The organism is Acinetobacter sp. YH12201 (assembly GCF_013418145.1).
Classification (GTDB): Bacteria; Pseudomonadota; Gammaproteobacteria; order Pseudomonadales; family Moraxellaceae; genus Acinetobacter.
The window spans coordinates 15,734-33,590 of record NZ_VPCP01000019.1 but is presented as its reverse complement, the minus strand read 5'-3'; the positions used below and the strand labels follow the sequence as shown (position 1 = coordinate 33,590).

Genomic DNA, 17,857 nt, shown 5'->3' with positions numbered 1-17,857 from the left:
TTAAATTAGGCTGAAATATTTACCTTATCTTTATAAACTATTATCCATCCTATTTTCCTTTGCCAAGAAATACTCCTTATGCAAACCAAAAGAAATATCTACAAAGATGCTGAACATCCTTTCGCACAATATGTCCGTATTATAGGCAAAGGAAAAAACGGTGCCCGTTCGCTGACTTTTGACGAAGCCTATCAGGCATTCAGCATGATCCTGAAAAATGAGGTTTTGGATGTTCAACTGGGGGCTTTCCTCATGCTACTGCGTGTTAAAGAAGAGTCTGTCGATGAGCTGGCCGGTTTTGTACAAGCCACCCGTGATCAGCTCAGTTTTAAAGCTTTAGATGTGGATCTGGACTGGTCATCTTATGCTGGCAAACGCAAACATTATCCCTGGTTCTTATTGGCAGCGCTGACCCTGGCACAACACGGCTATAAAGTCGTGATGCATGGCGCATCTGGACATACCATTAATCGCCTTTATACCGAACAGGTTCTGGAATATCTGGGTTATCCAATTTGCCAGAATGACAGCGAGGTGGAACAGCAGTTACAGCAACGCAATTTTGCTTATATGCCCTTAGCAGCGATTTCACCTATTTTGAGCGATCTAATTTCTTTACGTAATGTGATGGGCTTGCGCTCACCTATTCATACTTTAGCCCGTTTAATTAATCCTTTTAATGCCAAAGCTACAGTGCAGGCTATTTTCCATCCGGCTTATCGTACTTCACACCAGCAGGCGGCATTTAAACTGGGCTATCAAAATAGTGCAGTGATTAAAGGCGAAGGTGGTGAATTTGAACGGAATCCGGATGCTAAAACCTTAATCTGTGGGATTAAAAATGGCGAGCTGTACGAACATGAATTACCGAAATTAACTGAAAACCGTAGTCCTGTTGAAGAAGAACTGGATTTAGCAGTTTTTAAAGCGGTTTGGGAAGGCAAGCAAGATCATGAATATGGCGAAATTGCTGTCACTGAAACCATGGCAATTGCTTTATACACGATGGGAGCTTGTGCTTCTTATGAAGAGGCGATATTAAAAGCAAAAGAGCTATGGCTAAATCGTAAGTCTAAAATCTAATTTGATGCAGAGTATTGGATACGTGACAAAGCCATTCGCAACTGTTCGAGGCAGGACTTCATTTGATAAAAATGGTTCTGCGAAACATTCATCCCATGACACTATTAATCGAGTTTTGCGAATGGCAATGCCTTTGGTTACTTTGGGCTTATCCAAAGTAACAGAATGAGCTTCTATAAATTGAGGTTTATCGGGAAGATACAATCGCGCCTTTCAAAAAATTAAAATATAAAAAAGACACCGCAGTGTCTTTTTTATTACAAATAAATATTTAAACAAAACGAATCGGCTTGAATTCTTCGTCTTGCTGCGGGTCATGTGAATCGCAGTGTTCATCTTCTTCTTTGGTACCGCGGTCAATATAGCCACTGCGTTCAGTCTCAGGTAAATTTTTTATTTCCCAAGCATAAACCGCTTGCATACAGATTTGACGCTGCTCTTGAGTAAGTGCTACGCCATTCGGCCATTTACCAATTTCCACTGCTGTCTTTAAACGCGCAACAATTTCAGGATCGAGTACGGCCAGCATTTGTTCAATATTCATCATTTAATCCTGCTGTTGTAAAGAGTCAAAATCTTGGTTCCAGCCCAGCTTGGTACGACAAGCAATATAAAAATCATAACCGGGTGGATGAAGTAAATTCAATTTAAATGGATGTTTGCGGATATGCAAGCTATCCCCGACACTGAGTGAAACGCTGTGTTGACCATCGGCACTGACCATCGGTAAAACACGGTTTTCACGAATGATAATCTTAATTTCACTATGTCCACCGACCACAATCGGGCGTGAAGACAAAGTATGCGGGTGCATCGGCACCAAAGAGATGGCATCCATACTCGGATGGACAATCGGTCCACCACCAGAAAGTGCATAAGCGGTAGAGCCGGTAGGCGTCGAAACAATCAAACCGTCACTATGCTGACGATAGACATATTGACCGTCAATATTCAGTTCAAAGTCAATCATATGAACCGACTTGCCGGAATGTAAAACCACATCATTCAAGGCAATCGCATCATAAATGCTTTCACCTTTGGAGCGGATTTCCATTTCCAGCAAGAAACGGCGGTCGAGCTGAAATTCGCCTTTAAGCACCTGATCCAGCTTAAAAATAACCTCAGTCGGCTTGATATCGGTTAAAAAGCCCAAACGCCCACGGTTGACCCCAATGACAGGGGTATTATGTCTGACCAGGGCTCGTGCGGCATGCAGCAAAGAACCGTCACCACCGACCACAATGACCAAATCCACCACTTCACCCAGTAAACTGCGGCTTACCGTTTGCGTATTGCTATAAGGGACGAGGGCTGCTGTTTCCGAATCAAAAACAGGATGTAAACCCAAACTTAAAAGATGGTCATGAATAAGACTTAAAGTTTCCACGACGGAGGATTTATCTGGACGTCCTATTAGTCCAATGTTACGAAAAGTTTTATGTGAAATTTGCACCTAGGTCATCGCTCCGCTACGATTCCTGCCTATCATAGCATTAACCCTGTTCATTTTAAAAAGCTTTAAGTTCAGATTGCATTGACCATCCAGTGATTTCAAAAACTAAACCTGATTTTAGCCAGTAATTCAGATCTGTTCGCCTTGCATGAACTTAAAGCCATAATCAACCTGATTTTTTATGCTAAAAGCCACCCGGTTTACAAAATTGCTTTAAGTAGAATAACTCAGAGGTATAGTGCTGTTCACTTGCTTTAATATGAACATATTTATTTGCAAATACGGTTTGAATACTAAAAATAATATCTTTTATAAAATCAAAGACTCATTACAAATATTTTGTGCGGTTTATTGTTATATTTTATCTTCATTCACAGATTAATTATTGCAAAAAAATGAAAAGCTTCGCATGATTAGCACAATTTATTTGGATCTTATAATCATTGATGAAGTCTGAACGCGGTATCGGTTTAGTGGCCCTTATTTTCTCAATATTAGTCATTGGCATCTTCTTAGCTTTTAGTATCTATTTAATCCGAATGGATAATATTGTACGCAATAAATTTGAAGGTCAACGCTGGGACATTCCGGCAAAAGTTTTTGCCCGTCCTTTGGAAATTTATAGCAATGCGCCGGTCAACCAGACAGACTTCTCTCAGGAACTCAAACTGCTGGGCTATAAAAGTTCTGATAGCTATGCCCAATCCGGCAATTATGTAAGCTCCGGTGATGCAATCTATGTGCATACCCGCGGCTTCGACTTTGGTGACAGCGTTGAACCTGAGCAGGTGTTAAAAGTTACCTTTAATGATAATCAGATTGGTGAAGTCAGTGCAACCAAACCTTCTTCTACCGGCATTGCACGTTTAGAACCCTTACTGATTGGCGGAATTTATCCGCAACATAATGAAGACCGTGTGCTGATTAAGCTTAATAATGTGCCTAAACCGCTCATTGAAGCCCTGATCTCAACAGAAGACCGTAATTTTTATCATCATCATGGCATATCGGTTCGTGGTACAGCGCGTGCTGTAGTCAGCAATCTCACTGGTGGCAAACGTCAGGGCGGTTCTACCCTGACCCAGCAGCTGGTGAAGAATTTCTATTTAAGTCCGGAAAGAACCTTAAAACGTAAAGTCAATGAAGCGCTGATGGCCATGCTGATTGAGCTTCATTATGACAAAGATGAAATTCTGGAAGCGTATTTAAATGAAGTGAATCTGGGGCAAAATGGCAATTATTCAATTAATGGCTATGGTCTGGCTTCACAGTTTTATTTTGGCTTACCGCTACGTGAACTGAATATTGCCCAGCAGGCTTATTTAGTCGGTCTGGTACAAGGACCGTCCCTGTTTAATCCATGGAAAAATCCGGAAGGTGCAAAAAAACGTCGCGATATCGTGTTACACAACATGCTGGTGATGGGGTATCTGACCCAAGAACAGTATGAACGAGAAGTTGCACGACCATTAAATGTCATTGCAAAACCTACTTTGGGACCTGCCCGCTTCCCGGATTTCATGGATATTGTACGTCGACAGCTACGCACCGAATATCAGGAAGGCGACCTGACCAATCAAGGGTTAAAAATCTTTACCACGCTGGACCCGATTGCCCAAACCAAGGTACAGGAAGCATTTAAAGCATCTGTTTCCAATTTGGCCAATGCCAACCCGCAACGTTTAAAAGATTTGCAAGGTGCTGTTTTAATCTCTCATCCTGAAAATGGCGAACTGGTTGCCGCTTTAGGTTCGACTCAGGACTTTACTGGCTTTAACCGTGCGCTGGATGCAAAACGTCAGGTCGGTTCCTTGCTTAAACCGGTCATTTACTTAAGTGCAATCGAGTCTGGACGCTATAATTGGGCCAGTCCCATTGAAGATAGTGCCATCAGCATCTTAAGTGAAGGTAAAAACTGGACGCCTAGGAATTACAGTGGTGGTGCACACGGTGTTATTCCAATGTCAGAAGCCCTGGCAAACTCCTATAACCTCGCGGCAGTACGTTTGGGTCAGGAATTTGGTATTTCCACCTTTAGCAATCATCTGAAAAAATTTGGCGTGACTGCCAATATTCCAAACTATCCGTCGATCTTCCTGGGTGCAATTGATATGTCACCGATGGAAGTGATGAGTATTTACGGCAATTTTGCAACCGGCGGTTTCAAATATCCTATCAAGTCCATTCGCTCAGTGGTCGATTCCAATGGACGCCTGCTCGATCGTTATGGTCTGACGCCACAACAAACCATCGATGCTTCTGCAGCTTATATCTTAAACTATGGCCTACAACAAGTGATGAGCTCAGGTACGGGGCGTGCCGCTTATAGCGCTTTCCCTGCCGACTTGAAACTGGCAGGCAAATCAGGTACCACCAATGATACCCGTGACTCATGGTTTGCAGGCTATTCAGGCAATTATCTCAGCGTAGTCTGGCTGGGTCTGGATAATAACAAGGTGACTGGTCTAACCGGTTCTTCAGGTGCACTTCCGGTCTGGATTAATGTCATGAAACAGTTGCGTCAAAAACCGGTTAACTTGCGTCAAACTGACAGTGTGCAATGGCAATGGATTGATCGTTCGACGGGTCATCTATCCGCACAAGGCTGTGAAGGTGCGATGTACATTCCCTTACTACGCAGTAACATGCCACGTCAGGCCACCGGTTGTGGTATACCGCATTATCAGGTAGAACCTGCTGACACACCTAATACTGAAAACAATCAGACACCCGTAGATCAAAACGATAGTATTGGTAACTATATTCGTGAAAGTGAGACTGAAACCCAGAACGATGGTTCTACCAATCAGGTCATTTCAAGCGGTAGTTATAACAATTAAGGGTGATAATTGAGCATGAACAGGCAATCTAAACGGCATAAACACGGGCTGATTATTCTGAGCTTGATCGCTTTGGCGGGCTGTCAAAACCTGCCTGCTCCCGAGAGCAAACAGCCACCAAGACCTGCCCAGACAGAAAAGCGGGACATTAAAACCCCTGCAGGCGTGGTCATTACCCCTTATGAACGTGAAGAAATTCAACGTAAAAAGATGCAGGTGATTGTTCCTGAACAACAGAGCAAACAGCAGTTTGATGATGGCCGCCAGCTACCTGTATTTCAAAAGCTCATGCAAAAAACTCAACTCGCCTATAAGCAAGGGCAATGGAATGAAGCTGAAGCTGCGGCATTGCAAGCTCAACGCCTTGCGCCGCAATCCGCTGAAACCTTCTTGTATCTGGCCCTGATTGCCAATAAAAAGAATCGGCCAGCAAATGCTCAAGCTTTGGCACAACGCGGGCTTAGTTATGCACAAACCAATGCGATGAAGAAACAGCTTTGGCAGGTCATTTTAAAAGCTGCACAACAGCAAAAAGATCAAAAAACCATTCAACAAGCGCAAAAAGCCCTGCAAGGCTTATAAACTTGAGGAGATATTGAACCGATCGTCTCAATACATCCTCTGTCTTTGTTTTATAAAAATCTCATTCCGGCAATGCCATAGCCACCCTGCTCTTTAGCAATGGCAAGATCACCCGCCTGCATGCCGCCCAAGGCAAAAACCGGTATATCGACCTGTGAAACCCAGCACTTGAACTGTTCCCATCCCAATGCTACAGCTTCTGGATGGGTGGCTGTAGGCAGAACCGGACTCAGCAAGATTGCATCACAACCGATGTTTTGCGCCTGTTGCATTGAAGCCAAATCATGACATGCCGCAATGTAACGTTTACCGATCTGCAAATCACCCGGCTTTAATGCCATCAGTTGTGGCTGTTTTAAATGAATGGCGGAAATGGCTTGCTGTTGAATCAAGTTTAATTGTTCAAAAATATCAACATTGACAATCAGCTGAGATAAATGCTCCACACTGCGCTTAGCCAGTTCCGTGAGCTGCTGCTGAGTTCCCTCGACACGCCAATATAACAACTGATCCTGTTTTAACTGTGCCAAATCATCCAGCTGCGCTGAAATTTTAATCTGATGGGGCCAATACAGGCGCTGAATTATGGCTAAATTGGCTTTAGGGAAATTTAGATTCAACAATTCTTCACGGCTGTACCAGCTCCACGGCTGTTGAATTTCATTCAATAAAGCAGTCGGTACAACGGCATGAAATAAATGCAGCTTGACGATTACATCATCATATTCATGAACAATCACATCAAAGGCATGCCATTCATGCAGACCAATTCCCACTTCTTCATAAATTTCACGGCGGCATGCCGCCAAAGGCGTTTCACCCTCCTCCACTTTTCCTCCCGGAAATTCATGTTTATTGCCCTGATGCTGTTTCGCTTCACGCCAGCCGACCAGCACATTGTTCTGATGGAGTAAAATTGCAATGGCAACATCAATGATGGGTTTAAACATTCCCTGTTCCTCGGCATGAAAATATTACAGAGTGTAAGCAAATTTAAGTTTTTTATAAAATCTTAAATAATTAATTGACAGAATTATTTGATAATGATTATCATTTAAATAATTTAATACCTACCACGGAATCGACGGAATGAACGCACCATTTAGCCTATTTACCCGTAATAACGATACAGCTCACTCACTTCCCATGCTGCACTCGAACAACCTGTTTGCTCTGGGACGAGAAATCAGGATTATGCATGCCGGAGAAGAATACCGTCTACGTTTAACCCGTAACAATCGTCTTATTCTGACCAAATAAAAATAATTCACTCAACAATAATAAACGTGGAAACAAGCAGTATGATCGCAAACATACTGCTTTTTAACGCTGGATATGCACCGGAAATTGCAGCTCAACTTTTAATCCACCATGTACTGATCGAGAAAAATGAATTTCACCGGTATGTAATTCAATAATCTTTTTACAAATCGACAGCCCCAGTCCTGAACCTTGTGTCTTGGTACCCAATGCCCGATAAAAGCGCTCACCCAGTCGTTCTAAAACATCTTCTGTCACAGCTTGTCCATCATCTTCAATCACGATGCTGATGTATGATTGCTTGTGCTGCATCTCAATCCATACATGACCATTTTGCCCAGCATAACGGATGGCATTGTCAAGCAGATTGCGCAGGCAACTGAAAATGAGTTTGTCATTGCCAGTAATCACTAGATTTTCGGCGAATTGTGTCTGGATTTGAATATTTTTCTCGGCTGCAAAGGGCTGTAAGGCTTGCAAGACCTCATTGATCACCCTGTTCATATCCATTTCAGACTTGGGCAGTTGACCCGTATGGGCCGGGTCCAGTCGTGCCAGTAACAGCAAGTTTTCTAACACCTGTGTACCACGGTTGACATCATTTTGAATACTCGCCAAGTCTTGGTCGAGTTCCGGATATTTACGTTTCAGTACCTGCAAACGCATTTGAATAGCCGATAAGGGCGAACGTAATTCATGCGAAGCATCTGCAGTAAAACGCTGTTCTGCCACCAGAGATTGTTCAAGCCGCTGTAATAACTGGTTCAGCTGCCATACCATCGGCTGTAATTCTTTTAACTCGGGTACTTGCTGCTGAATCGGTGCGAGATCATCCGCACTTTTAGCTGAAATTTCTCTGGACAGTTGATGAATGACTTTAAATTGGCGTTTCACGGCAAAATGTAAAATCAGCCACTGAATGAACCAGAGCACAATTAAAATCAGGCCATAGCCCATGACATTTTGAGCCAAAGCTTTAAAGCGCTCTCCCATCGGCTGCAATAGCAATACCGAAGTATTCAGTTCAGGATTTTGCGAGGTGTAGATACGCCACAACTGCTGATCGTGCCAAATCAGATCATAACCTTCATCGGCATTATTTTTGAACGTTGAAGACAGATGGTCCAAATGGAAATTTTCTGATTCGCTCAGCACCTGTTGCTGATCTTTTAACTGGTATTGAATGTCAAATTCATCACTGAGTTCATCGACCTGTTGTCCTGAACTCGTACTTACATCTGAAATCAACAGCATATCTGCAATTTCATCCATGATCTGGTCTTGTACCTGCATGGTCTGGTACAGGGAAATCCCCACAAAAAGCAGCAAGGCCAAAACCCCAGCCAACATGGAACTGAATAATGAGGTCTTGATTAACCTGGTTTGTAGAGAAATGGCTTTTGACATACTAACCCTGACTCATGCGATAGCCCAAACCACGAAGGGTCTTGATATACTGGCTGCCAATCTTTTTACGCAATTGATAGATAAACACTTCTATGGCATTGCTTTCTATTTCATCGCCCCAAGCATAAAGTGATTCTTCCAGCTGTTCACGGGTAATTACATGCTCCGGCTTTTGCATTAGTTTATGTAAAATCTGAAACTCTTTGGCGGTTAAATTGACGGTCTTTCCATCCTGAATAAGCGTTTTGGCCTGTGGATCGAGGACTAAATTTGCATAGCGCAGATATTGTCCGGCACTGCTTTGATGCTGGCGTAATTGCGAACGTACACGCGCAGAAAGTTCTTCCAGGCTAAAAGGCTTAACCAGATAATCATTGGCACCCAAATCCAGCCCTTCAACACGGTCATGAATACTGTCCCGCGCGGTAATAAAAATCACAGGGGTTTGTTGCTGATGCGCACGTAGAGCTTTAAGAATGTCATCGCCACTGGCTTTGGGTAGCCCACGATCGAGCAGAATACAGTCATATTGATGCTGTTCAATGGCTAAAATGGCATGATCGCCACGTTCCACCCAGTCAATATTGTAGCCATCCATTTCCAACCATGTTTTGATGCTTTCTGCTTGGGAAGCATCATCCTCTGCCAGTAAGATTCGCATGTCTTGTTCTCATGTCTGGATATGTTTTTGTTTAAGATAACAGTTTTTTAAACCACATGATTGCAAAAAAACCACATGACATGCATGTGGTTTTGGGGAGAAATCAGGAAGAATCTCTTACATCTTGATCTATCATGGCATCACTTAAAAACGGATGGCATCCACATCAATTTCAACACGTTTAGCCGGTTTGTAATCGATGTCAACTTCACCGATGATGGTCACTGGCATTTTGGCATTTACGGGTTTACCTTGCCATAACTCATCGTCAATCTCGACGGTCATGGTGCCGGTATTATCACGAAACTGGTATTTTTCATCCCCGACTGCTTTTACCACATAGCCTTTAAGCTGTACCTTACTGTCATCTTTTAAAGTTAAAGCCTGTTTAACCGTAGTGGCTTTTTGTGGTGCAATTGCAGCTTGATTTACGGTAGTATTTGCCACGGCGAATGTTGTTGCACCGACCAAAGCAGTCATTAAAGCTATTTTAGAAATCATGTTCATGCTCAAACCCTCATTAAGTTGTTGCTCATTTCAATAGCATGATTAAAACAAATCAAGATGAGGTGAATCTTAAGATAGCTTCATTTTCAAACAGTATTTCAATTCAGTGGAACAACGCGTAACACCTCTTCCAGCGTGGTCATCCCTGCCAGCACTTTGCGCGCCCCCGCGATACGTAACGGCTCAATCCCTTCTTTTTTCGCCTGATCACGGAGCTGGTTTAAAGTCGCATCTGCACCAATCAGCTGTTTGGTCGCAAGGCTTAAAGGCATAAACTCATAAATGCCGACACGTCCTTTATAGCCGGTATGGCGACATTCTTCACAACCCACCGCCTGAAATACGAAGTTTGGCATTTCCAGTACATAATCAAAGGTTAAATGCTTCCATTCCTGTTCATTAATAAAGGTTTCCTGTTTGCAATGCGGGCAAAGTTTACGTACCAGACGCTGTGCCAGTACACCTAAAATCGTGGCTGAAGTTAAAAAGGGCTGTACCCCTAAATCATGCAGTCGGGTCAGACTGGATGGTGCATCATTGGTATGCAAGGTGGATAACACCAGGTGACCGGTTAATGCGGCCTGAATCGCCATATTGGCGGTATCCTGATCACGAATCTCGCCGACCATAATGATATCCGGGTCTTGACGCATCAGCGCACGCACACCGTCGGCAAAACTTAAATCAATCCCCTGATTCACCTGCATCTGGTTAAAGCTCGGTTCCAGCATCTCGATCGGATCTTCAATGGTGCAAACATTGACTTCTTCAGTCGCCAGCTGTTTGAGTGACGAATACAGTGTGGTAGTTTTGCCTGAACCGGTCGGACCCGTGACTAAAATAATGCCATGACTGTGTGCAGTTAAAGCCTGCCAATCATTCAGTAACCCGCCTTCAAAACCGAGCTGCTGAAAACTGCGTACCAACACTTCCGGGTCAAAAATACGCATCACCATTTTTTCGCCAAAGGCCGTCGGCAAGGTGGATAGACGTAACTCAGTTTCCTGTCCTTTAGGCGTACGGGTTTTTAAACGGCCATCTTGCGGTTTGCGTTTTTCCGCCACATTCATGCGGCCTAAAATTTTAATGCGCGAAATCACGGCGGTCAGGGTATTGGCCGGCATTTTATAAATGGTATGCAATACCCCATCAATACGGAAACGCACCTTGCCGGTATCTTTACGGGGTTCCAGATGAATATCACTGGCACCCTGTTCAAAGGCAAACTGCAACACCCAATCCACCAGCTTGACAATATGTTGGTCATTGGCATCCGGGTTTTGCGTATCGCCCAGTTGCAATAGTGCTTCTACGCCTTTGTTATCACGGTCATAAGCACTGTTTTTTTGCGATGAATTAACCGCCCGGCTCACCTGATAATATTCCACCAGATAGCGCTGTAATTGATCAGGGCTGAGCAGTACACGCTGAATTTTTTTCGGGGCAATACTATGTTCAAGATTGGCCACCCATTCCGTTTTAAACGGTTGATCGGTGGCTATCAGGACTTTGTCCGGCTGAATTTCGACGGCCAGAATTTTATTACGCACCGCAAATTCTTGCGACATGATATTGGTCAAAGCACCAACATCGGCCTTCAAGGGATCAATAATATAAAAAGGAATATTGGCTTTGTCTGCAATCCACTGGCACAAGCGGTTTAAGGTTAAGGTCGATTGTGGATGCGCCTGATCGACCAGATTAAAATGTGCGATCCACTGCAAGGGATGCCATTTCAGTTGCTCACGTTGACGGTGTGTAGTTTGGATCAGTAGCTTGTTACGTTCGGTAATACGTCCATCTTTTTGTAGTTGTTCCAGACACCAAGATGTATCCATTTCAAAATTAAACTTCATTATTATATGCCCCAAAACATTCACACACTATAACAAACTAAAGATCATCTCGCTTCAGTCCGTTGTTAGAAAAAGATATCCCCATATCTTTTTCTAAACTGATTTATATAACCGTTTACTGCAAAATAAACTATAGCTGTTTTTCATCAGCATTATGCTTTTACTTTCGGACATTTATAGCCAATAATGCCGAATATGCTGTTTAATTCAGCAGCTGAATATGCATAACCCGATAACTGGATTTTCACTGTGAATAATATGCTGAATCTGCCCCTTCAAAGTACATCATTTCAAGCCTTGCTGATGATTATGGCAGCAGCATTGGGCTGTGGCTTGCTGATTGGTCTGGAACGTGAACGTAGCAAGCAACGTGAAAATCAGCATAGCTTTGCCGGGGTTCGCTCATTCGCAATCTGCGCTCTACTGGGAGCCTTGTGTTTTGCTTTTGGCGATATCTTTGGCGTGATTGGTGCACTGATTGTTGGCGGTATCGGTATTTTCTCCCTTAAAAACCAGCTGCAAGATCCCGGGGTTACCACCGAACTGGCTTTTGTCATGACTTATTTCATTGGTGCGCTGTGTGTGTGGAATATTACGCTGGCTGCCAGTCTCTCTGTGATACTGACCTTCATTTTAATGATGAAACAGTCCATGCACGGGATTGCTGGAAAATGGATTACCGGGGCAGAACTTAAAGATGGTGTATTTTTACTGGCCCTAATTTTAATCGCTTTACCGCTGACCCCTGATACGCCTTTATGGGGCAACGTGCTTAATCCGCATATTATTTTAAAACTGCTCACCCTGATTCTTGTCGTACAAGCATTGGCACATATTGCCAAACGTTTACTTTCAAGTAAGAAAGCTCTCATACTTTCTGCAATTGCTTCCGGATTTGTTTCCAGTACAGCAATGATTGCACATTTAGGTATACAAGTACGCAATGAAGAAGCCGATGCCCGATCCAATGCCGGTGCAGCACTGATGTCATGTATATCCACTTTGGTACTTTTATTGATTGTGGTAGGAGGAGTCTCCTTAATCTGGCTAAAGCTGCTGATATTTCCCTCGCTCATTGCCATCAGCATTTTAGCACTGTGCGCTTACTGGCTTTTACGTAAAGCAGGGCCTGTCGAAGAAACAGAACCTGTAGATAGTGCCATGTTCAGTCTAAAAGAAGCAGCCATTATTGCAGGGACATTAACGGTCATTCAGGCCGGTGTACATGGCCTAGAACTCTTACTGGGTGATTCCGGATTAATTGCAGGTACACTGCTGGCTTCACTGTTTGAAATTCATGCCGCTGCAGCCGCTGTAGTGATTCAGGGTGAACCGACAAATGCCAGCTTGCTCTATGCAATGATGTTAGGTCTGGGTGCTCATGCCGTTTCTAAATGCATTAATGCAGCCATAAGCGGAGGATTAAAATTTGCACTTTATTTTGCACCTATACAAATTCTGCATATGGCTGTTTTGATCGGTGTACTTTGGTGGCTGGTACAACATTAAGCTGAAAGTTCAACAATTTCTATGACTGTAATGCCATCCAAGTCCACCCTGAAACTGATATCAAAATCAGCAAACTTCATTTTATAAATCCGCTCCGCATCATTTTGATAAGCCGGCCTTGGATCGAGCGATAAAACCTGTTCCAGTTCATTCACAATTTGACTATTTAACCTGTGGCCTTTCATTAAATCTTGCTTTTGCTGTTCGGCATTTTCTGTCCAGATCACAGAATGTCGTTCAGGTTCATCCTGTGCATAACCACTTTGCGCCGTAACCACAGCATCTGAATATTGGATATAAGGTTTAATATCGACAATCGGTGTGCCATCCAGAAGATCGCTCCCTGTCACATACACATGTACAGACTTGCCAACTTTTTTCACTGTTTTCAGCTGGACAACGGATAGACCTATCGGTGATGGACGGTACATACTGCGTGTTGCAAATACCCCGATTTTTGTATTTCCCCCTAGGCGCGGCGGACGCACTTGTGGTCTAAACTTTTGACTTTCTTTCTGATTTTTATTTTCATGAAACTGCCACAACAGCCAGAGATGACTAAATTCCTCAATCCCTTCAAAAGCTGACAAATCATTATAAGGTTCAACCATCTCAATATAGGACTCAACCTGTACCAGATTGGGTTGGCGTGGAATGCCAAATTTTTCTTTATAGGGCGATCTCATATACCCGATTATTGGCATTTTAAGCTCAGTCATAATCACTTTTTCTGATAAGTTCAATTAAATATATTCAGTTTATCGAGAATGTTTTTAGATTAGAATAGTAAGCTGTTCTAATTTGATAACTTATTGAGACCTTTAATGGCTGCTTTCAACGTCGAAAAGATTACTCACGTCCACCACTGGAATGACACTTTATTCTCTTTTAAAACCACTCGTGACACTGCATTGCGTTTTAAAAACGGACAATTTGTGATGATCGGTCTTGAAGTGAATGGTAAGCCTTTAATGCGCGCTTATTCAATTGCAAGTGCTAACTACGAAGAAGAACTCGAGTTTTTCTCTATTAAAGTTCCAGATGGTCCTTTAACTTCTATTCTGCAAAAAGTAAAAGTGGGTGACGAAATTCTGGTTTCTAAAAAACCTACAGGTACTTTGGTTCTGGACGATTTGAACCCGGGTAAAAACTTGTACCTTCTTTCTTCTGGTACTGGTCTTGCTCCATTCCTGTCTGTGATTCGTGACCCTGAAACTTACGAACGTTTCGAAAAAATCATCGTGGTTCACGGTACACGTTTTATCTCAGAATTGGCTTACCAAGATTTGATTCTCAACGAAATTCCAAACCATGAATTCTTTGGTGAGTTAGGTGCTAAAGAAAAATTAGTGTATTACCCAACTGTAACTCGTGAAGAGTTCCATACTCAAGGTCGTGTAACCACTGCCATTGAATCTGGTCAATTGTTCGAAAAAATCGGTCTGCCACGTTTCAACCCGGAAACTGACCGTGCCATGCTTTGCGGTAGCCCGGCATTCCTGGACGACGTAGCTGCTCTTCTTGATCAGCATGGTCTAAAAGAATCTCCACGTATGGGTGTTCTAGGCGACTACGTAATTGAACGTGCATTCGTTGAAAAATAAGATTCCCTGAATATAAAAAACCGGGCTTAGTAGCTCGGTTTTTTTGACTTTTTCCTTTAATTACTCAGATGCATGTACAAAAGGCTTATTCTCTTTGCGCTCTTGTAAAGATTTTTGAATGACTTGATATCCTGCTGTTAAACCTAAACTTGCCATAATTAAAGCGACGACAATATCAGGCCACATGCTCCCTGTACCAAACACACCGACGGCAGCCAAAATCACCGCGACATTACCAATGGCATCATTACGGCTACACAGCCAGACCGACTGCATATTTGAATCACCATCACGAAAGGCATATAAAATCACTGCCGCAGTGACATTGGCAATTAAAGCAAGCAGACCAATTGCCCCCATAGTCATGGCTTCAGGCGGAATACCTTGTAGATAGGCATAAATAGCTTTACCCATAACCACGAAACCAAACAGCGCCATGGTCGCGCCTTTTAACAACGCCACCGTAGCACGCCAGTATAGGCTTGCACCCAATACGGCAAGTGATACCCCATAGTTCACCGCATCCCCAAAGAAATCGAGTGCATCTGCCCACAATGCCGATGAATGGGCATATGCTCCTCCAATCAATTCTACGATAAACATCACAATATTAATAATGAGCGCAATCCACAAAGCAGTCCGAAATTTACTATGTGGCTTTTGCGGTGCAGGTTCATGACTGCAAGTACATGCCATTTTTCACCACCTCTATGACTTTATTTAAAACCTTGTTTGTATTATTGTTATTCAAAACTATGGAGTAACTCCAAGGTCAAGCATGAATACACCTAAATATTATTTAATTAAAGAATTAGCCAATAAAACCCAGCTCAGCACTGACACGATCCGTTTTTATGAGAAGAAAAATCTGCTCCAACCCAGCTTTCGTGGCGACAATAATTATCGCTATTATGATGAAAATACATTCAAACGACTGATGTTTATTAAACGCTGTCGCACGCTCGATATTTCACTCAGCGAGATTGAAGCCTTGCTTGAACTAGAACAGCAGCCCTCGCAAAGCTGCCATGCAGTGAATCAGCTAATTGAACAACATATTAAACAAGTCACTGATAAAATTATAGAATTACAAAAATTTCAACAACAGCTCATCCAGCTACGCGGCTCTTGCAGTAGCACCAAAACCATTGACAGTTGCCAGATTTTAAAACAACTCGAAGCCGAAAATAAGGAAATATCCAACTAATTTACTGGGTTGAATCTAATTTTTAAATCCATACAATTAAGCCATATTTTTAATATGCCTTTAATTTTGTCATGAGCATTACTCACGTTACAGAACTTCTTTCACCTGCCGGCTCACTAAAAAACATGCGCTATGCTTTTGCCTATGGTGCCGATGCGGTATATGCAGGTCAGCCACGTTATAGTTTACGTGTGCGTAACAATGCTTTTGATCATGACAATCTGGCCATTGGCATTGCCGAGGCACACGCTTTAGGTAAAAAGTTTTATGTGGTGGTGAACATTCAACCGCATAACTCCAAGTTAAAAAACTTCATTCGTGACCTGGAACCAGTGGTTGCCATGAATCCGGATGCACTGATTATGTCTGACCCGGGTCTGATTATGATGGTGCGTGAACATTTTCCCGACATGCCTGTACATCTGTCTGTACAAGCCAATGCCGTGAACTGGGCAACAGTCAAATTCTGGAAAAACATGGGTCTGACTCGTGTCATTCTGTCACGTGAACTTTCTATCGAAGAAATTGAAGAAATTAAAAATAATGTCCCAGACATGGAAATTGAAGTTTTCGTGCATGGTGCATTATGTATGGCTTATTCCGGTCGTTGCTTACTTTCTGGCTATATGAATAAACGTGATGCTAATCAAGGCGCCTGCACCAATGCCTGTCGCTGGGACTATAAAATTCACGAAGCAGCTGAAGATGAAACTGGAGATGTGATTCCAGTTCAACAAATTGAAGAATCATCATCATGCTGCAAAAACAAAGATGCCGATGAGCAACACGCCCTAGAACAACACCAATTTGGCGAGCCGGTTTTATTACAACGCAATGAAGAAGACATGTTTGCAGCTGAAGAAGACGAACATGGCACCTACTTCATGAACTCTAAAGATTTGCGTGCGGTACAGCATGTCGACCGTTTAACCAAAATGGGCATTCATTCCTTAAAAATTGAAGGTCGTACCAAATCATATTTCTACTGCGCGCGTACTGCACAGATCTACCGTAAAGCGATTGATGATGCGCTAGAGGGTAAACCGTTTGATCCATCCCTGATGACTCAGCTGGAAGGCCTGGCGAATCGTGGTTATACCGAAGGTTTCCTGCGTCGTCATGTACATACTGAATATCAAAATTATGAAACCGGTTCATCGCGTTTTGACCATCAGCAATTTGTTGGTGAAGTATTAGAGCGTAACGGTGACTATATCAAGATTGAAGTAAAAAACCGTTTTGTGGTGGGTGACTCGCTTGAGCTGATGACCACTTCAGGCAATATCACTTTTACTTTAACAGAAATGAAAGATAAAAAAGGTAACCTGATTGAAGATGCCAAAGGTTCAGGCCATGTCGTGGATATTCCTGTTCCTGCGGATGTAGATATGAACTATGCCCTGTTGATTCGCAACTTACCGAATTCAACAGCAGATATTTCAGCATCTTCTTTGGCTTATCAAGCCATCTAGTTTGAGAGATCAGGATGGCTTTACTGATTACCGATAAATGTATCAACTGCGATATGTGTTTGCCTGAATGTCCGAATGAGGCCATTTATGAGGGTGACAAGGTGTATGAAATTGATGTGAAGCGCTGTACAGAATGTGTCGGCTTTTATGAGCACCAAACCTGTATAGCCGTGTGTCCAATTGAGTGCATTATTCCGCATCCTGAACATATGGAAACGCAAGAACAGTTGATTCAGAAGTTTAAGAGCTTGAATTTATTCAAATCTTAAAAATATTTGAAAATGGCATATAACTTGCTTAATTAAATTTAAAAAGCTTGGGGAAAGAACAATAAAAAAGCAAAACAAAAAATGCAGAAGAACAGAATAACCATGGAAATGGTCATAATAAAAAAAGGAACCCAGAGTTAGCATGCT

At 42.7% G+C, this 17,857-nt stretch carries 18 protein-coding genes; 9 read left to right on the top strand and 9 right to left on the bottom strand.

Annotated elements, in window-relative coordinates; all coding sequences use genetic code 11:
• Positions 1-78: 78 nt before the first annotated feature.
• Entirely contained in the window at positions 79-1,083 is a 1,005-nt protein-coding gene (locus FTU91_RS05940) for a glycosyl transferase family protein (RefSeq protein WP_180081366.1), read from the top strand.
• A 271-nt stretch (positions 1,084-1,354) separates the two neighbouring features.
• Here the strand turns inward: FTU91_RS05940 and FTU91_RS05935 are convergent, their stop codons facing one another.
• Both FTU91_RS05935 and FTU91_RS05930 read right to left on the bottom strand, forming a co-directional pair.
• Complete coding sequence (locus FTU91_RS05935) at positions 1,355-1,627, bottom strand: YeaC family protein (RefSeq protein ID WP_086195677.1); 273 nt, start codon at positions 1,625-1,627, stop codon at positions 1,355-1,357.
• 3 nt (positions 1,628-1,630) lie between these two features.
• The gene (locus tag FTU91_RS05930; protein ID WP_180041853.1) at positions 1,631-2,536 is read right to left on the bottom strand and encodes an NAD(+) kinase; all 906 of its coding nucleotides are present in this window, start codon (positions 2,534-2,536) and stop codon (positions 1,631-1,633) included.
• A 446-nt stretch (positions 2,537-2,982) separates the two neighbouring features.
• Here FTU91_RS05930 and mrcB point away from each other — a divergent pair, with 446 nt between their 5' ends.
• Entirely contained in the window at positions 2,983-5,376 is a 2,394-nt protein-coding gene (gene mrcB / locus FTU91_RS05925; RefSeq protein ID WP_180081377.1) for a penicillin-binding protein 1B, read from the top strand.
• 15 nt (positions 5,377-5,391) lie between these two features.
• On the top strand, positions 5,392-5,958 hold the full coding sequence (locus FTU91_RS05920; protein ID WP_180081364.1) for a tetratricopeptide repeat protein: 567 nt from the start codon (positions 5,392-5,394) through the stop codon (positions 5,956-5,958).
• 50 nt (positions 5,959-6,008) lie between these two features.
• On the opposite strand, the gene FTU91_RS05915 is transcribed toward FTU91_RS05920, so the two are convergent.
• Complete coding sequence (locus tag FTU91_RS05915; RefSeq protein WP_180081362.1) at positions 6,009-6,908, bottom strand: thiamine phosphate synthase; 900 nt, start codon at positions 6,906-6,908, stop codon at positions 6,009-6,011.
• Positions 6,909-7,047: 139 nt separating this feature from the next.
• Here FTU91_RS05915 and hemP point away from each other — a divergent pair, with 139 nt between their 5' ends.
• Entirely contained in the window at positions 7,048-7,218 is a 171-nt protein-coding gene (gene hemP, locus FTU91_RS05910; protein ID WP_180043905.1) for a hemin uptake protein HemP, read from the top strand.
• A gap of 63 nt (positions 7,219-7,281) precedes the next feature.
• On the opposite strand, the gene FTU91_RS05905 is transcribed toward hemP, so the two are convergent.
• From FTU91_RS05905 to FTU91_RS05890, 4 genes are all read right to left on the bottom strand, one after another.
• Positions 7,282-8,625: a HAMP domain-containing sensor histidine kinase gene (locus FTU91_RS05905; RefSeq protein WP_180081360.1), complete on the bottom strand. Its 1,344-nt coding sequence runs from the start codon at positions 8,623-8,625 to the stop codon at positions 7,282-7,284.
• 1 nt (position 8,626) lies between these two features.
• Positions 8,627-9,286, bottom strand: coding sequence for a response regulator transcription factor (locus tag FTU91_RS05900; protein WP_086195626.1), 660 nt, complete (start codon positions 9,284-9,286; stop codon positions 8,627-8,629).
• A gap of 144 nt (positions 9,287-9,430) precedes the next feature.
• Positions 9,431-9,793 (bottom strand): NirD/YgiW/YdeI family stress tolerance protein, encoded by a 363-nt coding sequence (locus FTU91_RS05895; protein WP_180081358.1) that lies wholly within the window; start codon positions 9,791-9,793, stop codon positions 9,431-9,433.
• 98 nt (positions 9,794-9,891) lie between these two features.
• Positions 9,892-11,649, bottom strand: a complete 1,758-nt coding sequence (locus FTU91_RS05890) for a GspE/PulE family protein (RefSeq protein ID WP_180081356.1) — start codon at positions 11,647-11,649, stop codon at positions 9,892-9,894.
• A 258-nt stretch (positions 11,650-11,907) separates the two neighbouring features.
• Between FTU91_RS05890 and FTU91_RS05885 the strand changes: the two genes are divergently transcribed.
• A complete protein-coding gene (locus FTU91_RS05885) occupies positions 11,908-13,158 on the top strand; it encodes a DUF4010 domain-containing protein (protein ID WP_218944735.1) in 1,251 nt (416 codons plus the stop codon).
• Here the strand turns inward: FTU91_RS05885 and tsaA are convergent.
• Positions 13,155-13,877 carry a tRNA (N6-threonylcarbamoyladenosine(37)-N6)-methyltransferase TrmO gene (gene tsaA, locus FTU91_RS05880; protein ID WP_180081354.1) on the bottom strand — a complete coding sequence of 241 codons (723 nt, stop codon included), beginning with the start codon at positions 13,875-13,877 and terminating at the stop codon, positions 13,155-13,157. The two genes, FTU91_RS05885 and tsaA, sit on opposite strands and share 4 nt — an antisense overlap.
• A gap of 105 nt (positions 13,878-13,982) precedes the next feature.
• Between tsaA and FTU91_RS05875 the strand changes: the two genes are divergently transcribed.
• Positions 13,983-14,762, top strand: a complete 780-nt coding sequence (locus FTU91_RS05875; protein WP_005236496.1) for a ferredoxin--NADP reductase — start codon at positions 13,983-13,985, stop codon at positions 14,760-14,762.
• A gap of 60 nt (positions 14,763-14,822) precedes the next feature.
• Here FTU91_RS05875 and FTU91_RS05870 read toward each other — a convergent pair whose 3' ends face one another.
• On the bottom strand, positions 14,823-15,458 hold the full coding sequence (locus tag FTU91_RS05870; RefSeq protein ID WP_180081352.1) for a cation transporter: 636 nt from the start codon (positions 15,456-15,458) through the stop codon (positions 14,823-14,825).
• An 82-nt stretch (positions 15,459-15,540) separates the two neighbouring features.
• Between FTU91_RS05870 and FTU91_RS05865 the strand changes: the two genes are divergently transcribed.
• The 3 genes from FTU91_RS05865 to FTU91_RS05855 all read left to right on the top strand — a co-directional run bounded on the left by FTU91_RS05865 (position 15,541) and on the right by FTU91_RS05855 (position 17,710).
• Positions 15,541-15,969 carry a Cd(II)/Pb(II)-responsive transcriptional regulator gene (locus FTU91_RS05865; protein WP_180081350.1) on the top strand — a complete coding sequence of 143 codons (429 nt, stop codon included), beginning with the start codon at positions 15,541-15,543 and terminating at the stop codon, positions 15,967-15,969.
• Between the two features lie 71 nt (positions 15,970-16,040).
• Positions 16,041-17,441: a tRNA 5-hydroxyuridine modification protein YegQ gene (gene yegQ, locus FTU91_RS05860; protein ID WP_180043889.1), complete on the top strand. Its 1,401-nt coding sequence runs from the start codon at positions 16,041-16,043 to the stop codon at positions 17,439-17,441.
• A 14-nt stretch (positions 17,442-17,455) separates the two neighbouring features.
• A complete protein-coding gene (locus tag FTU91_RS05855; RefSeq protein ID WP_180081348.1) occupies positions 17,456-17,710 on the top strand; it encodes a YfhL family 4Fe-4S dicluster ferredoxin in 255 nt (84 codons plus the stop codon).
• Positions 17,711-17,857 lie beyond the last annotated feature (147 nt).

Bases quoted from the DNA above. Each gene is read 5' to 3' on its own strand.
- FTU91_RS05890 (WP_180081356.1), bottom strand. From the start codon at position 11,649: ATGAAGTTTAATTTTGAAATGGATACATCTTGGTGTCTGGAACAACTA.
- FTU91_RS05895 (WP_180081358.1), bottom strand. From the start codon at position 9,793: ATGAACATGATTTCTAAAATAGCTTTAATGACTGCTTTGGTCGGTGCA.
- FTU91_RS05885 (WP_218944735.1), top strand. From the start codon at position 11,908: ATGCTGAATCTGCCCCTTCAAAGTACATCATTTCAAGCCTTGCTGATG.
- FTU91_RS05870 (WP_180081352.1), bottom strand. From the start codon at position 15,458: ATGGCATGTACTTGCAGTCATGAACCTGCACCGCAAAAGCCACATAGT.
- yegQ (WP_180043889.1), top strand. From the start codon at position 16,041: ATGAGCATTACTCACGTTACAGAACTTCTTTCACCTGCCGGCTCACTA.
- hemP (WP_180043905.1), top strand. From the start codon at position 7,048: ATGAACGCACCATTTAGCCTATTTACCCGTAATAACGATACAGCTCAC.
- mrcB (WP_180081377.1), top strand. From the start codon at position 2,983: ATGAAGTCTGAACGCGGTATCGGTTTAGTGGCCCTTATTTTCTCAATA.
- FTU91_RS05905 (WP_180081360.1), bottom strand. From the start codon at position 8,625: ATGTCAAAAGCCATTTCTCTACAAACCAGGTTAATCAAGACCTCATTA.
- FTU91_RS05935 (WP_086195677.1), bottom strand. From the start codon at position 1,627: ATGAATATTGAACAAATGCTGGCCGTACTCGATCCTGAAATTGTTGCG.
- FTU91_RS05875 (WP_005236496.1), top strand. From the start codon at position 13,983: ATGGCTGCTTTCAACGTCGAAAAGATTACTCACGTCCACCACTGGAAT.
- FTU91_RS05915 (WP_180081362.1), bottom strand. From the start codon at position 6,908: ATGTTTAAACCCATCATTGATGTTGCCATTGCAATTTTACTCCATCAG.
- tsaA (WP_180081354.1), bottom strand. From the start codon at position 13,877: ATGACTGAGCTTAAAATGCCAATAATCGGGTATATGAGATCGCCCTAT.
- FTU91_RS05900 (WP_086195626.1), bottom strand. From the start codon at position 9,286: ATGCGAATCTTACTGGCAGAGGATGATGCTTCCCAAGCAGAAAGCATC.
- FTU91_RS05855 (WP_180081348.1), top strand. From the start codon at position 17,456: ATGGCTTTACTGATTACCGATAAATGTATCAACTGCGATATGTGTTTG.
- FTU91_RS05940 (WP_180081366.1), top strand. From the start codon at position 79: ATGCAAACCAAAAGAAATATCTACAAAGATGCTGAACATCCTTTCGCA.
- FTU91_RS05920 (WP_180081364.1), top strand. From the start codon at position 5,392: ATGAACAGGCAATCTAAACGGCATAAACACGGGCTGATTATTCTGAGC.
- FTU91_RS05865 (WP_180081350.1), top strand. From the start codon at position 15,541: ATGAATACACCTAAATATTATTTAATTAAAGAATTAGCCAATAAAACC.